Raw genomic sequence first — 14,054 nt, 5'->3', positions numbered from 1 at the left:
GCACGGCATTTATCTGGAAAACCACGTATCGCACTCGAATCGCCAAACATATCTCACTGCAGGAATTAAAAAAATAGAAATAAAATTAAAAGATAATTCAATCACTTATTGCAGCAAGCTCAACTAATATATGCAAATTGACCTTTAAATTAATACGTTCACCCGATCACATCACAATGCTCGACAACTTTTTCCAGTTCCTTGTTAATCACCCGCTCGCGTTGTTCTTGATTGCGTATTACAGTTGCATGAACCTTCTCTGTTTTTCGCTATACGGCTGTGATAAAGCCTCAGCTCGTGCGCAAACATCACGAATTTCAGAGAAAACTTTGCATGGATGGGCTCTTGCAGGCGGTGCGCTCGGTGCTGTATGTGGCCAATCTTGGTTTAGACACAAAACACAAAAAACCTTTTTCAGATGGTTTGCTTGGCTGTGTTTTGCTATACATGTCGTACTACTTTTACAGATCTTCAGTGCTAAGGGATTGACTTCCTTGGCATCGTAGTTCGCACCCTTCTAGACATTCCCCTCAAGACATAGGCCACGATACCAATTTAGATTGGGTTAAAAAGCCACTTCTCCCATAAGCGGGAGAAGAAGATTAGGAGGAGTGTTTGGGTTGTCTGTACTCTTAATGCCTTAAAGGCGATAAGGCTACGCTGCTTTCATAAGCTTCCTGCACCGCAGGTTAATAGCGCAGCAGAGTGTAACTAGCGCTTGCATTTTTATTTAATGTCACAACAAACAAACGATCATATTCATCATCCGCGACGGGTTTCACATCATTAATTCCCAAACCCTTCAATATATCGAGCAAGGTGTTGGAATGTCCTACCACCAAGGTGTTTACCTCTGCCGTAAGTAAACTTTTTCCAAAATTCAAAGACTCTTTCGCCGCATAGGGCGTCAACGCTATTTGCCGTGTTTCCGCTAAAGGCGTGGCCGTCATTTGGGTGCGCTGAAACTCGGTCACGTAGACCTTTTTAATCTCCGCATCGCGCAAGATCATCGCTAAATTCGCAGCACGTTGCTTGCCTTTCAAACTGAGAGTCGGATCACGACTTTCGTCGACTTTTTCGCCGTGACGGACGATGAAGATGGTTTGTGACCAGGCAGAGACGCTTATTTGGCAGACTAGGATTAGCAACAATGCACGTAATGTATTTTTCATTTCTTCACCTTCCAAAAACTCTCAATGATCAATTCACCATCAGAAAAAACTCGCAATCGGATTATATGCAAATCCCAACAATCAGTCCAAAAAAACTCACAACAATAAAAAAGTATCGATAAACGATCATTTTTTATTGCATCTCATATCGCAACTTCATACAATGCTCGCATCAGTGATCTTTTTAAAGGAACGATATATGAACCTAGAACGCAATCAGCGTATTGCAGCATTTCGCAAAGTTAGTGGGTATTTGCTTTGGTTCTCTATGCCACTCCTGATAGTGACTTGCCTTGGCGGGCTAATCGGCATCATTGGACTACTGTCGGTTCAGACAGGAAACGTCGACATCCATCAGTCGATGCTAAAAGTGATGGATGATCCAACTAATTTTACTGAGTTTGTGAAGCCGGGATTAACTACCGCTAGTAAGATTTTCTTCACGTTCGCACTACTCGCGCTTACCGTACCGCTTTTTTATATCCTTCTTCATCTCCAAAAGCTGATTCAATGCTTTCACGATGGAGACATCTTCAATGCAAGAGCCCTCTTCCATGCTAGAGCCGCGTATAAAATCAATCTTTATTTGGGCATTGCTTGGATAGTCGCTAGCTTTGGCGTACTCATTTACTGCTTTCAGTTCGCTGATGGTAATTTGGATCGTACCCTCAATTGGTTGTGGAACACCATCGTCTTTTTTATCGAACTTGGCTTTCTAAGCCTGATCCTATGGGCCTTAGAAATCGGTACCGACCTCAACGAAGAAGCTGAACTCACCATTTAAGGAAACTGCATGCCTATCATTGTGAACTTAGATGTGGTGCTAGCGCAGCGCAAGATGCGTCTCAATACTTTGGCGGAATTAGTCGACATCACACCACAAAATTTATCCGTTCTCAAATCTGGTCGAGCGAAGGCGATACGCTTCGACACTTTAGAAAAAATTTGCCATGTATTGCAATGTCAGCCTGGAGATATTTTGGCGTTCGATGGTGAAGTATCAGCCAATTCGCCGGATGATGCGAGCTAAGGCGATAGTAAACCGTCCATACCGTTCTGACGACCACTCACGACTTCATAGTTAACTTCGTCACATGACACAGACAACCGCAGTAATGCCATCTAGGATGAAGCCCCTGACCAATTAACTTTGCATCATGATTAAAATTATTCTGAATTTTCTATGGCGCGAACTGCGGGTTAGTGCTCCCTTGATATTCATCGCATCGATTTTCTTAAGCTTCTTGTTCAAGGAAAAAGTTTGGATGATGGCAGTCCATGCGCTATGCGTAGGGCTATGTATACAAACACTGATTGAAATGGGGCGACACGGAGCGACCTACTTTCTGCGTAAGTACACCAAACTGGTGCTGCAACAAGACTTCGCTTGGCCTGGCTGGCCCTTCATGTTTGTCTGGATTCCAATTTCTTGTCTAGGCGGATATCTGATCGGCGGCAACATCGCTCTGATACTTACCGGTGATACGCGAAAATTACAAATTCAAGGATATGGCGTGATCATTATTTTAGGCGTGTGCTTGATCACAGCTCTGATGAGCACTATCTACCTATATAGTCGCAATTACATTGCCAGCATGGAAGCGCGCAATGCAGCGATTCAACACAGTGCTACTGAAAGCCATTTACGTCTGCTGCAATCCCAGTTAGAACCACATATGCTATTCAACACACTGGCGAATTTACGTGTTTTGATTGAAGTCGATACGCGTGCCGCGCAAAGCATGTTAGATCATCTCAACGACTTCCTACGCGCCAGCCTCAATGGATCTCGCGCACAAAATCACAGCTTAGAAGAAGAGTTTCTACGCATTCAAGACTATCTGGCCTTAATGCAAATTCGCATGCGCGAACGTCTACAAATTGAACTCAAACTACCACCCGAACTTGCCCACATTCCTATACCGGCCATGATACTCCAACCCTTAGTTGAAAATGCCATCAAACACGGGCTGGAACCGACCGAACATGGCGGTACCATTAGCATTCAAGCGGAGCGTGTGCATCAACATCTACACATTAAAGTAGCAGACAACGGCTGCGGCACAAGGCTAGATCACCCTCAATCGAGTAGTAAGATGGGTTATGGTTTGCAGCATGTGCGAGAACGTTTGCAACACATGTACGGCGCTAACGCTGCACTCGATATCAACACACCTGCTAGCGGCGGCTACAGTGTCACTCTGCAACTCCCGATTATTCAAGGAACCACAAAATCATGAGCATTACTGCCCTTATTGCTGAAGATGAACCTTTGCTCGCAGAACATTTAGAGCGCGAACTACAAAAGCTGTGGCCACAATTAACAATTGTTGCGAATCTAAGAAATGGCGTCGCTGCGCTGGAAACCGGGCTGAAAGAAAAAGTCGATATTTTGTTTCTCGACATTAGCATGCCGCTACTCAATGGCTTAGAAGTAGTGGAAGCACTAGCAGAAGAATGGCCATTTGAAAGCAAAGCTTTCCCTATGATCGTCTTCGTTACCGCTTTTGATCAATATGCTGTGCAAGCGTTTGAAAAAGCAGCGCTAGACTACCTCATCAAACCACTGAGAAGCGAACGGCTGATGCAAACCTGCCAGCGCCTGCAACAGGCCTTGGCACAAAAGACCCCAGTACCGACTACCACCACGCTAGAGCAACTCGCTGGCTTATTCAATTCTGTACCAAATGACAATCGCAGCTATCTTAAAAATCTGCAGGCAAGCAGTGGCAATTCAGTGTACTTTGTTGCGATAGCCGATGTTTTGTATATCGAAGCTGTCGATAAATATCTGAAAGTTGTCACAGCTGAACGAGAATACTTTATACGCGCAACTCTGAGAGAATTAAAAGCGCAACTCGATCCTGAACAATTCTGGCAAATCCATCGATCCACTTTAGTGCAAGTCAACGCGATAGAACGCGCTACCCGTCAAGAATCTGGCACCTTGATCATCCATTTGAGACAACACGCCGACCAACTCAAGGTCAGCAGACTTTATGCACATCTTTTTTCAGGAAGATAGACCTGACCATCGGCAATAAATCAAACCAAGCGTCGGACATCGGGCAAATCGTCTAGTTTATTTTAGGTGTGACGCTACTGATAGATGTGAAAAATGAAGTGATGTATTCAAAACGTACTATTCAGCCCAGACCTCGACGCAAATTTTACAGAGGTCTGGCACAGCACCAATGCAGAAATTAAGATTCAGCGTAAGGATTTGCCAATCCCAAACTCGCTAAAATTTCGATTTCTAAAGCTTCCATTTCTTCCGCTTCTTCATCGCTTTCATGATCGTAACCTTGAGCATGCAAGACGCCATGCACCACTAAATGTTGAGCGTGTTCGAGCACTGTTTTCTTTTGTTCTTTCGCTTCTTTTTCTAACACGTCGGTACACAATATGATATCGGCTTGTGTCACTTCAGCGTCGCTGTCTTCCGTGTAAGCAAAAGTTAATACATTGGTCGCGTAATCTTTACCTCGATAATCACGATTAAGAATTTGCCCTTCTTCAGCATCAACGATGCGTAGCGTCAGTTCTGCGGGGAAGAACAACGCGGCTTGTATCGTTTTGCGCAGCAAAGGTCGCGTCAATACGTCCTTCAAACGCTCATCAGCGTATTGCACGGACAGGTTTAATTTGTGTTTAGGAGTAGTTGCCATCGTTTTCTACGCTATCTATTTTATCGACGTCGAGGTTTCGTCATTGCGGTAGCTTGTTTCAAGCTAACTATTTCTGCATCTTGCTGATCTTGATGTTGAGTCGCTTCCTCATAAGCATCAACGATGCGTCCAACTAGAGGATGGCGCACCACGTCCACGCTGGTAAATTGATTAAAAGCGATGCCACGCACATTGCGCAAGACCTGACAAGCATCGACTAAGCCACTTTTTTGATGACGCTGCAAATCGATCTGGGTCACGTCACCCGTAATCACCGCTTTGCTGCCAAATCCTATGCGCGTCAAAAACATTTTCATTTGCTCTGGCGTGGTGTTTTGCGCTTCATCCAAAATGATGAAAGAGTGATTTAAGGTGCGGCCGCGCATATACGCCAGCGGGGCAATCTCAATCACCTGTTTTTCAAACATTTTTTGGGTACGATCAAAACCGAGTAAGTCGTATAAAGCATCGTACAAAGGGCGCAGATAAGGATCGACCTTTTGCGCCAAGTCACCTGGCAAGAAACCAAGACGCTCGCCCGCTTCGACTGCTGGACGTGTCAGCACTATGCGTTTAACAGCATCACGTTCCAAAGCGTCGACCGCGCACGCAACAGCTAGATAAGTTTTGCCTGTGCCTGCAGGTCCAATACCAAAAGTAATATCATGTTCGAGTATCGCTTTAAGATAGGTATTTTGGTGTGGGGTGCGGCCACGCAAATCACTACGACGGGTCTTGAGTATCGGGCTTTCTACAGCTTCTTCAACTTCGACGGGTGCAACTTCTTTATCGATGTTTTTTGAGGTAGTCGCAGACTTCGTCGCGGTTTTAGCGCTGCGACGTTTTGTCGGCACGATCTCGTCAGATTCGGTACTAGACACAAATCCTGATTCAGTTGCTTTCTGCAAACTACTCACCGCGCGTTGCTCGACCAAGGCCAACTGAACTTCATCTATCGTGATGATTTTCTTCGCTTGCGCATAGAATTTTTCCAATAACTCCAAACCCTTTTCCGCATTGTGCCCGCTCACGATAAATTTCTCACCACGGCGGAAAATACTTAAATCTAAGGCAGCAGAAATTTGACGCAGATTTTCATCTAAAGGACCGCACAGATGCGCCAGCAGTAAGTTATCTAGAGGCTGCGGAACAAAATACAAAACAGGAACAGGTGTATTCGTTTTCAAAGTGTTTTATTTTCCAAAAATAAATCAGTATTGTAGAGCGGGTGCAACCCGCCTTACATTTTTAGTCGACCAATTCACCACGCAATGAATAGTTATAGGACTCGGTTACACGTGTATTCACCAAGGTACCGATCAATTCTTTGCCACCTGAAAAATTCACCACACGATTATTTTCGGTACGACCTTGTAGTTCATTCGGATCTTTCACAGAAGGGCCTTCTACCAAAATACGTTGTACTGTGCCTATCATCGCGTTGCTGTACTTCTTGGTATTCGCGTCAATCACCGACTGCAAAAATTGCAAGCGCTTAAGCTTTAAAGGAGCTGGCGTTGTGTCTTCCAAACTAGCTGCTGGCGTACCTGGACGCGCGCTAAAAATAAAGCTGAAACTATTATCAAAATCGACGTCTTTAATCAACTTCATCAATGCTTCAAAATCTTCATCCGTTTCACCTGGAAAGCCGACGATAAAATCAGAAGAGATATGCATGTTCGGGCGCACCGCCTTCAACTTGCGAATCACGGACTTATATTCGAGTGAGGTATAGCCACGCTTCATCGCTGCTAAGATACGGTCGGAACCATGTTGCGCTGGCAAATAGACGTGATCCACCAATTTCGGAATCTTGGCGTAAGCATCGATCAAGCGTTGATTAAATTCTTTCGGGTGACTAGTCACAAAACGAATGCGTTCGATTTGTGGAAATTCTGCGATGTATTCCAATAACAAAGCGAAGTCAGCGATCTCGCCATCGTCCATCACACCACGATAAGCATTAACGTTCTGTCCTAACAAACTGATTTCTTTAATGCCTTGCTCCGCTAAACCAGCGACTTCGACTAACACGTCATTAAATGGACGCGATACTTCTTCACCGCGTGTGTAAGGCACTACGCAATAACTACAGTATTTCGAACAGCCTTCCATGATCGACACGAACGCGGTAGAACCTTCTACTTTGGCTGGTGGCAAGTGATCAAACTTCTCAATTTCTGGAAAACTGATATCGACTTGTGAGCGACCAGATTCACGTCTGTCTTTAATCAATTGCGGCAAGCGGTGCAAAGTCTGCGGACCAAACACCACATCGACATACGGTGCGCGACGGACTATCGCTTCGCCTTCTTGCGATGCGACACAACCACCAACACCAATTAACAAATCAGGATTCGTCTTTTTCAGTTCACGCAGACGACCAAGATCCGAAAAGACTTTTTCCGACGCTTTTTCACGCACGCTACAGGTGTTAAGCAAAATCACATCGGCTTCTTCTGGCTTATCGGTTTTGATCATGCCATCTGTTGCCGCCAACACGTCTTGCATTTTGTCCGAGTCATACTCGTTCATTTGGCAACCGAAGGTCTTGATGAATACTTTCTTCTGCATGGAACTCTATTCTTCCTACTTTTATTTAAATGATTTCATATGGCCATCAATACTTCATAGCATCGATCACGCCTAATTCTTCTTGGGTAAAGCTACTTTTGATTCTTCAAGAGTCAAAATCCAAATTTTTTCAATTTCGCCAAACTCATTTTCTAAGTAATTGACCACCACGTTACTCACGTCGACGCTAGCAGGCGTTTTAATCAAATTATCGTCGCCATAGATACGCAAACCGGCTGTATGCAATCGTAATTTGCCGTCGATAACAATTTCTGCGAGCACTGTTGTACTCATTTTCCCGCGTTTCACTTCTTCTGGAAAACGACGCTCAATTTGCATCGCTTGCGTCATGTGAACACAAGTAAAAAAACAAAAAAGGCTGGACAGTAGTAATTTTTGCCACAGTTTAACATTCCACATCTTCGCGCCCCTGTTAAATTTGCTTAAAAATCAATTAGTTACAAATTGAATCGTGCAACAAAAAGTGTGCTAGTTTAACACAGCCCGACAGGATAATCGCTGCAGGGTAAGAAACGCGGGTCAGCTTCAAGTCGCTTCTGCTGTTGAGAAGCAAAATCTGGGATAATGATGAAAAAAGTTTTTGGAAATCCAATGCCCACCCCAACCAGCTCCGCACTTCCCCCTGATTTTGATAGTCGCCACTTTCGTCATGCCTTATCGCAATTTGCAACGGGTATTACTGTCATCACGACTCGCCTTGCACAAGGGAAGTTTATTGGCCTGACCGCGAGTTCTTTCAACTCTGTTTCACTCGATCCGCCACTGGTTATTTGGAGCTTAGGCGACAAAGCGCAAAGTATGCCGGTCTTTACTGATAACACACACTACGTGATTAACGTGCTGGCGGCCGATCAACGCCATTTAGCCGAACAGTTTGCCAGCCGTAGCGAAGATCGCTTCGCCGGTGTCGAATTCACTTTATCGCGTACGGGTCTTCCCATACTCAAGGGCGCTTCTGCGTGGTTTGAATGCTTTAATCGCAGCCGTTATCCTGAGGGCGACCATCTCATTTTTGTCGGCGAAGTCGAACAATGCGCATTTAAAAACCAAGCTCCGCTTGTCTACCACCACGGGCAATTCTTGACCAGTAAAGCTTTATGAATTCTATCGATATTATCGGCTACATCGCTGCTTTTTTAACAACAAGCGCTTTCATCCCTCAAGCATGGCTCACTTGGCGTCGCAAACGCGCTGAAGGCGTTTCGCTCGGCATGTATTGCATTATGTTTGCCGGTACGATTGGATGGCTCATCTACGGATTAATGCTCGGCGCTTGGCCTATTATTGTGGCGAATGTGATTTCCTTATCACTGTCTGCCTTCATTTTAGTGATGAAACTGATCTATAAGTAGCAAGGTATCGACAATATTTGCGACAAGATAGGTGTTACTGCATCCACCCAGTTACCTATCTGCTTACCGATATTTGTATTGTATTTTCTGTGTACGTAAGGCTAGTGTATGACCCATGTCAGTAGCAGTTTTTCTGTCAAATATATAGACACTTCCTCCCGTCGTTTTTTCAGTCAATTTATCGCTTTACTTAAACCGCATCTAGCGCTTGTCTGCGGCCTATTTGCTTGCATCATTTTTGGTGGCTTTGAATTTTTTGAGCTATTCTTCACTGCGCCCGCACAGGCTAATCTTCATACGCCAGCAGGTTTCTTCTGCCAATGGTGGGTGCGCGAGATATTAAGTAATTGGCTTGCGCTGGATACCGAGGCTGCTCGTATCGAATGGCAATATTTCTGCTACTTAAGCTATTCTGCGGCACTAAGCCTCTTATTTACCGCCCTACTTTGGCTGCGCAGTCAGCATCGTGCATTTCGCTCGGATGGTTTATTCGCTGTGCAATTAGTCTTAGCGGCATTGAGTATGTCGGCATTGCTACTTGTGTTGGCAGCACAGTTCGCAGCCTTCCTCCCGTTTCGACGTGCGCTCCGCTTTTTAGTCTTGCTGATGCTAGCGTATAGCGGAGTTCATCTCTTTTACGTGTTTAACAATCCCGCACTGGCTGGTACTCATTGGAAAATCGGGGTGTTCTATCTGATCGCACAATTACTGCTCTACTGTATTTGTTTTGCTGCAGTCCTCGCCGTAAAACGCTATTTCAAACAGAGTGCGCAACTCAAGATCGCCTACGCAGAATTACAAGCGACTCAAATCATGCTCAGCGACACAGTTCGCATAACAGAGAGAACAAGAATTGCCCGTGATTTGCACGACATACTAGGTCATCAATTGACCGCACTCAATTTGCATTTAGACTTGGCAGTGCGCCATAGCGCCGCCGTGGGTACTGATTTGAATATGGCGTCGAGTGCAGAGTCGAATACAGAATCAAATATAGAGTCAAAAACGCCATCGCTAGATACGCGACTACAGCAAGCATTGCAAGTGTCGCGCGAACTTGCGCACGATTTACTTGCAGAAGTACGTAGTGTCGTCAGTAGCGAAAAAAGCGATAAAGAAATCAACTTGCAACAAGCTTTGCGCATCTTGTGCGCATCAATCCCCCAACCCAAAATTACGCTGCAATTTGATGAGCTAAAGACACCAGTTCCTATGCACATTGCACACTGTATTTTTTATTGTGTTCAGGAAGCGATTACCAATGTCATTCGACATGCTGATGCACAAACCTTACAAATCACGCTTAAGCAATACGAGCACATGCTCAATATTCAAATCCAGGATGATGGTCAAGGTTGCGACACTCTCCAACCAAATCACGGCCTACAAGGGATGCGCGAACGACTCGAACTATGCAATGGCACACTGAGCTTAAAGCATGCGTCCAAGCAAGGATTTTATTTGGAATTACAAATTCCATTTGATGTGGCGTTCAAAGGATTCCCAACATGATTCATATGGCCTTAGTGGATGACCAAGCTTTAGTACGAAGCGGCATAAGCGGTCTATTAAATATGACCAGTGATATACGTGTGGTGTACGAAGCGAGCAATGGCGTAGAGGCGCGCGCCTTACTTACGCCGCAACCACAAAGCATCGACTTATTATTGTTAGACATCCGTATGCCACAATGCTCGGGCATCGATTTTTTACAAGCGCATGCAAAGCAATTACCACCAACGATCTTATTAACGACATTTGACGATGATGAAGCAATGCTCGACGGGATACGCGCTGGTGCGAGAGGTTTTTTGTTAAAAGATATTTCCTTAGAACGATTGACCGAAGGTATTCGTCATGTGGTCCAAGGCGGTAGTCTGTTTCGGCCAGCACTCACGGAGAAATTACGCGATTCACTGCTCAACAAAGCCACTAGCGCTCAAGTGCCAGCAGGGCAACATCAAGCATGCACGCAACAACGCAGTGAGTCCAACAATGAAAAATTAAGCGCAAGAGAAACTGAAATCTTAGCATTGATGGCAGCTGGATTGAGCAATGCTGAAATCGCCAATGCCTTAGCCCTGAGCGAAGGTACGATAAAAAACTATATCTCGAATATCCTCAGCAAATTGGAGGTACGGGATAGAATTCGCGCGGTATTACGTGGACTGGAATCGGGTTATATTTAGGCCAAATTTTTCAAGGAATATGACTTTCGGCACTGTCGTCTTGAACAACGAAGACTTAGTATGCGATCACTTTTGATCAACCCTATTTCAAGTTACTAGAGGCCAATATGAAGTATCCATTTGCATTTCTTTTCGTCGCAACAAGTCTATGTTTTTCCACCGCAACCTTGGCACAAGAACCTTATTTAGGAATTTCGATTGCAACGCCAGGCGAAGGATCATGGCAATATGCGCCTGGAAAATTTGTCGCCGATAATGAGCATAAGCTCTCTAAAAAATTGTATGGAGGCTGGAATTTTACGAATCAATTCAGCCTAGAAGCGGGTTACTTAAGCTCAGGCTATCACTTCCAAAGCCCAGAAAAAAACACTGCATTTGCGAATTTGAACGTCAAGATGTTGTACACCGCTGGTAAAGTGACTATGCCGCTAGGAGATGCATGGAATGTGTTCGGCAAACTAGGTGTAGCACAAATTCGCTCGGCGTTTAGCGCACAAAATGGATACACAAATTCCTCGCGAGCGGTACGTCCGCTACTTGGTCTCGGCCTTGATTTTAAGATGACGCAGCATCTCGATATGACCTTAGAGTTTGAGCGTGATGGCAAAATCAATCATGTGCCACAACAAAAATTGGAAGCGGGTTTGAAATGGCGATTTTAAGCCACTGAGTCACTCAAAAGCGTTTGCAATACGCCCTGCGAATCAAACGCAGCACGACGTAATCGATCTGCGACGCCTTGCCAATCACGCGTACTTGGCAAGGCTTCCACCAAAATGATATCCGCCTGCACATGATCAAGTTCACGCAAATCAGCATACAGATCATGCGCATATGAAATGGGATCATTGTTTAATTGGCGCCACGCTTGTAACTGAGCGTTGCTAATATGCGGCTGATAAGCCATTACTGCGACGCGCTTTCCCGCAGAGAGTAATCGGGAAATAACGGATTCGAGTTCTGCAACTGCAACCATCGCAACCGGGGTACTTGGTGCATAGTGCGCTTCTAAAGTACCGGAAGCACGCGGTGCGGCTTGATCTGGCGCATTCACTGCCATGCCTAACACTTGTTCCAATTGCAGCGCCGTGATATGACCGGGACGCAACAGCACCGGCCCATGCGTTGCTAAGCGGCTCATGTCGACAATCGTTGATTCTATGCCGACATCACTTTGCCCACCGTCGAGTACAGCAGCGATCATGCCATTCGCGATTTCAGCAGGAAACTCTTCGATGACGTGCTCAGCCTTGGTTGGACTGACATGCCCAAACTTGTTTGCCGATGGCGCCGCCACGCCGCCTTTGCCATCTTTAAACGCACGCAATAAAGCTTGTGCCACTGGATGTGATGGGCAACGAATACCAATCGAATCTTGGCCACCGGATACCGCATCAGGAATATGCTCGGCGCGCTTCAAAATCAAGGTTAAAGGACCAGGCCAAAACGCATCGATTAATGCTTGCGCTGGCGCAGGGATCTCTTTCACCCAGTAACTGATATCTGCTTCTGGTGCCAGGTGCACTATCACAGGATGATTCGATGGACGTCCTTTGGCTTTATAGATATTCGCGACGGCATTAATGTTTTCTGCGTCGGCACCAAGGCCGTACACCGTCTCTGTCGGGAAACCAACTAAAGCGCCTTGTTCTAAGGCGCGGGCAGCCGCAAGAATTTGCTCAGTAGAATTCAATCTCAACCTCAGTCTGGATCAAACAGCGATACCGAGAATCGCACACGCTTGGCGCATCTCGTCTTGTGCTTGCTCCAATGTTGGCGCGATAAATGTGATGTGCCCCATCTTGCGCGCACGACGCGCTTCTGCCTTGCCGTATAAATGCAAGTGGGCTGATGGCAAGGCTAACACTTTATCCCACGCGGGTTGACGCACAGATTCGCCATCAAACCAAATATCACCAAGAATATTCAACATCACGCAAGGCGAATGTTGACGCACGTCACCCAAAGGCAAACGCGCCATTGCGCGTACTTGTTGCGCGAACTGACTAGTCACGCATGCATCAATCGTATAGTGACCGCTATTGTGTGGTCGCGGTGCCATTTCATTGACGACGACAGAGCCATCTTGCAGTACAAAAAATTCTATACAGAGTACGCCAACATAATCAATATCGGCGATCAATTTCAGTGCTGCGTTTTGCGTTTTTAAAGCAGCTTGTTCAGACACGTGCGGACTAGGTACGGTGGTCGTGAACAAGATGCCGTCACGATGTACGTTTTCTGCAATCGGATAGACGACGGCTTGACCATCCGCGCCCCGCGCTACCAACACCGAAACTTCATAGGCGAGTGGCAGCATTTTTTCCAGCACACACACCACACCTTTGAGATTAGCAAAAGCCGCGCGCAACTCTTCCATCGATTTCACGCGGACTTGACCTTTACCGTCATAGCCCATGCGCGCTGTTTTCAAAATCCCTGGGAATAAATCGGCACTGACTTTTTCCAGATCATCTGCTGTACGCAAAATCGCGTGCGGTGCAGGCAAGATGCCGGTTTGTGGCGCACAACGCGTGAAGAAAGCTTTCTCCTCAATACGGTCTTGGGCGATCGACACACATGCCGCGCTTGGCGCAACGAAACCCGTTTCGGCTAATTTGGCCAAACTACTTGCTGGCACATTTTCGAATTCTGTCGTAAATGAAGCACACGCCTCCGCTAACTTTTGCAAAGCCGCCGCGTCATCGTAGGTTGCTTGAATATGTGCGTCGGCGGCATGTGCTGCAGGACTGCCCGCTTCTGGTTCTAATACCATAACTTTAAAACCTAAGGCTTGGGCTTCGTGCACAAACATACGTCCTAATTGTCCGCCACCGACCATGCCTAACATGCTGGATTGCGTATTGGGGAATTGTGGATTGGTGTTGATAGACGTGGACATCGTTGGTTTTTCCATGCTGATACGATACAAATTAAATGCGACTTGAAACGTGGTTTGATGCTAGTGCAAAACTCAAAAATCGAGAGCGCTTGTTACTCAACGTCGTTCCCGCGAAGGCGGGAATCCAGCGGCGTAAAAGCCTAAATACACTGGATCCCTGCCTACGCAGGGATGAC

17 protein-coding genes are annotated in these 14,054 nt (G+C 45.9%); 10 read left to right on the top strand and 7 right to left on the bottom strand.

What is annotated here, in order from left to right; all coding sequences use genetic code 11:
* Window positions 1–176: 176 nt before the first annotated feature.
* The gene (locus tag KDM90_RS18465) at window positions 177–506 is read left to right on the top strand and encodes a DUF1294 domain-containing protein (RefSeq protein ID WP_369123431.1); all 330 of its coding nucleotides are present in this window, start codon (window positions 177–179) and stop codon (window positions 504–506) included.
* 183 nt (window positions 507–689) lie between these two features.
* On the opposite strand, the gene KDM90_RS14350 is transcribed toward KDM90_RS18465, so the two are convergent.
* Window positions 690–1,172, bottom strand: a complete 483-nt coding sequence (locus KDM90_RS14350; RefSeq protein WP_212676310.1) for a histidine phosphatase family protein — start codon at window positions 1,170–1,172, stop codon at window positions 690–692.
* 199 nt (window positions 1,173–1,371) lie between these two features.
* Here KDM90_RS14350 and KDM90_RS14345 point away from each other — a divergent pair, with 199 nt between their 5' ends.
* The 4 genes from KDM90_RS14345 (at window position 1,372) to KDM90_RS14330 (ending at window position 4,197) form a co-directional block, all read left to right on the top strand.
* Window positions 1,372–1,956 (top strand): hypothetical protein, encoded by a 585-nt coding sequence (locus tag KDM90_RS14345; RefSeq protein ID WP_212676309.1) that lies wholly within the window; start codon window positions 1,372–1,374, stop codon window positions 1,954–1,956.
* Between the two features lie 9 nt (window positions 1,957–1,965).
* The gene (locus KDM90_RS14340) at window positions 1,966–2,202 is read left to right on the top strand and encodes a helix-turn-helix domain-containing protein (RefSeq protein ID WP_212676308.1); all 237 of its coding nucleotides are present in this window, start codon (window positions 1,966–1,968) and stop codon (window positions 2,200–2,202) included.
* 127 nt (window positions 2,203–2,329) lie between these two features.
* Window positions 2,330–3,412: a sensor histidine kinase gene (locus tag KDM90_RS14335; protein WP_212676307.1), complete on the top strand. Its 1,083-nt coding sequence runs from the start codon at window positions 2,330–2,332 to the stop codon at window positions 3,410–3,412.
* On the top strand, window positions 3,409–4,197 hold the full coding sequence (locus KDM90_RS14330; protein WP_212676306.1) for a LytR/AlgR family response regulator transcription factor: 789 nt from the start codon (window positions 3,409–3,411) through the stop codon (window positions 4,195–4,197). Before KDM90_RS14335 ends, KDM90_RS14330 begins: the two co-directional genes overlap by 4 nt.
* A gap of 178 nt (window positions 4,198–4,375) precedes the next feature.
* Here KDM90_RS14330 and ybeY read toward each other — a convergent pair whose 3' ends face one another.
* The 4 genes from ybeY to KDM90_RS14310 form a co-directional block, all read right to left on the bottom strand.
* A complete protein-coding gene (gene ybeY, locus KDM90_RS14325; protein WP_212676305.1) occupies window positions 4,376–4,840 on the bottom strand; it encodes an rRNA maturation RNase YbeY in 465 nt (154 codons plus the stop codon).
* 20 nt (window positions 4,841–4,860) lie between these two features.
* Window positions 4,861–6,027: a PhoH family protein gene (locus KDM90_RS14320; protein ID WP_212676304.1), complete on the bottom strand. Its 1,167-nt coding sequence runs from the start codon at window positions 6,025–6,027 to the stop codon at window positions 4,861–4,863.
* 61 nt (window positions 6,028–6,088) lie between these two features.
* A complete protein-coding gene (gene miaB, locus KDM90_RS14315) occupies window positions 6,089–7,414 on the bottom strand; it encodes a tRNA (N6-isopentenyl adenosine(37)-C2)-methylthiotransferase MiaB (protein ID WP_212676303.1) in 1,326 nt (441 codons plus the stop codon).
* A 72-nt stretch (window positions 7,415–7,486) separates the two neighbouring features.
* The gene (locus KDM90_RS14310) at window positions 7,487–7,765 is read right to left on the bottom strand and encodes a hypothetical protein (RefSeq protein ID WP_212676302.1); all 279 of its coding nucleotides are present in this window, start codon (window positions 7,763–7,765) and stop codon (window positions 7,487–7,489) included.
* A 261-nt stretch (window positions 7,766–8,026) separates the two neighbouring features.
* Between KDM90_RS14310 and KDM90_RS14305 the strand changes: the two genes are divergently transcribed.
* The 5 genes from KDM90_RS14305 to KDM90_RS14285 all read left to right on the top strand — a co-directional run bounded on the left by KDM90_RS14305 (window position 8,027) and on the right by KDM90_RS14285 (window position 11,638).
* The gene (locus KDM90_RS14305) at window positions 8,027–8,536 is read left to right on the top strand and encodes a flavin reductase family protein (RefSeq protein WP_212676301.1); all 510 of its coding nucleotides are present in this window, start codon (window positions 8,027–8,029) and stop codon (window positions 8,534–8,536) included.
* Window positions 8,533–8,787 (top strand): SemiSWEET family sugar transporter, encoded by a 255-nt coding sequence (locus tag KDM90_RS14300; protein ID WP_212676300.1) that lies wholly within the window; start codon window positions 8,533–8,535, stop codon window positions 8,785–8,787. The genes KDM90_RS14305 and KDM90_RS14300 overlap by 4 nt, the downstream gene beginning before the upstream one ends.
* Window positions 8,788–8,895: 108 nt before the next feature.
* Complete coding sequence (locus KDM90_RS14295) at window positions 8,896–10,299, top strand: sensor histidine kinase (protein WP_212676299.1); 1,404 nt, start codon at window positions 8,896–8,898, stop codon at window positions 10,297–10,299.
* Complete coding sequence (locus tag KDM90_RS14290) at window positions 10,296–10,976, top strand: response regulator (RefSeq protein ID WP_212676298.1); 681 nt, start codon at window positions 10,296–10,298, stop codon at window positions 10,974–10,976. The genes KDM90_RS14295 and KDM90_RS14290 overlap by 4 nt, the downstream gene beginning before the upstream one ends.
* Window positions 10,977–11,083: 107 nt before the next feature.
* Window positions 11,084–11,638 (top strand): outer membrane beta-barrel protein, encoded by a 555-nt coding sequence (locus KDM90_RS14285; RefSeq protein ID WP_212676297.1) that lies wholly within the window; start codon window positions 11,084–11,086, stop codon window positions 11,636–11,638.
* On the opposite strand, the gene KDM90_RS14280 is transcribed toward KDM90_RS14285, so the two are convergent.
* Both KDM90_RS14280 and KDM90_RS14275 read right to left on the bottom strand, forming a co-directional pair.
* Window positions 11,635–12,675: an L-threonylcarbamoyladenylate synthase gene (locus KDM90_RS14280; protein ID WP_438947441.1), complete on the bottom strand. Its 1,041-nt coding sequence runs from the start codon at window positions 12,673–12,675 to the stop codon at window positions 11,635–11,637. The two genes, KDM90_RS14285 and KDM90_RS14280, sit on opposite strands and share 4 nt — an antisense overlap.
* A gap of 12 nt (window positions 12,676–12,687) precedes the next feature.
* A complete protein-coding gene (locus KDM90_RS14275) occupies window positions 12,688–13,878 on the bottom strand; it encodes a 5-(carboxyamino)imidazole ribonucleotide synthase (RefSeq protein WP_212676296.1) in 1,191 nt (396 codons plus the stop codon).
* Between the last annotated feature and the right edge of the window lie 176 nt (window positions 13,879–14,054).

The organism is Affinundibacterium fentianense, from assembly GCF_018139545.1.
Taxonomy (GTDB): domain Bacteria; phylum Pseudomonadota; class Gammaproteobacteria; order Burkholderiales; family Burkholderiaceae_D; genus Undibacterium; species Undibacterium fentianense.
This window is presented reverse-complemented; position numbering and strand designations above follow the sequence as displayed.

Coding starts and splice junctions, on each gene's coding strand:
- KDM90_RS18465 (WP_369123431.1), top strand. CDS start 177: ATGCTCGACAACTTTTTCCAGTTCCTTGTTAATCACCCGCTCGCGTTG.
- KDM90_RS14350 (WP_212676310.1), bottom strand. CDS start 1,172: ATGAAAAATACATTACGTGCATTGTTGCTAATCCTAGTCTGCCAAATA.
- KDM90_RS14345 (WP_212676309.1), top strand. CDS start 1,372: ATGAACCTAGAACGCAATCAGCGTATTGCAGCATTTCGCAAAGTTAGT.
- KDM90_RS14340 (WP_212676308.1), top strand. CDS start 1,966: ATGCCTATCATTGTGAACTTAGATGTGGTGCTAGCGCAGCGCAAGATG.
- KDM90_RS14335 (WP_212676307.1), top strand. CDS start 2,330: ATGATTAAAATTATTCTGAATTTTCTATGGCGCGAACTGCGGGTTAGT.
- KDM90_RS14330 (WP_212676306.1), top strand. CDS start 3,409: ATGAGCATTACTGCCCTTATTGCTGAAGATGAACCTTTGCTCGCAGAA.
- ybeY (WP_212676305.1), bottom strand. CDS start 4,840: ATGGCAACTACTCCTAAACACAAATTAAACCTGTCCGTGCAATACGCT.
- miaB (WP_212676303.1), bottom strand. CDS start 7,414: ATGCAGAAGAAAGTATTCATCAAGACCTTCGGTTGCCAAATGAACGAG.
- KDM90_RS14310 (WP_212676302.1), bottom strand. CDS start 7,765: ATGACGCAAGCGATGCAAATTGAGCGTCGTTTTCCAGAAGAAGTGAAA.
- KDM90_RS14305 (WP_212676301.1), top strand. CDS start 8,027: ATGCCCACCCCAACCAGCTCCGCACTTCCCCCTGATTTTGATAGTCGC.
- KDM90_RS14300 (WP_212676300.1), top strand. CDS start 8,533: ATGAATTCTATCGATATTATCGGCTACATCGCTGCTTTTTTAACAACA.
- KDM90_RS14295 (WP_212676299.1), top strand. CDS start 8,896: ATGACCCATGTCAGTAGCAGTTTTTCTGTCAAATATATAGACACTTCC.
- KDM90_RS14290 (WP_212676298.1), top strand. CDS start 10,296: ATGATTCATATGGCCTTAGTGGATGACCAAGCTTTAGTACGAAGCGGC.
- KDM90_RS14285 (WP_212676297.1), top strand. CDS start 11,084: ATGAAGTATCCATTTGCATTTCTTTTCGTCGCAACAAGTCTATGTTTT.
- KDM90_RS14275 (WP_212676296.1), bottom strand. CDS start 13,878: ATGTCCACGTCTATCAACACCAATCCACAATTCCCCAATACGCAATCC.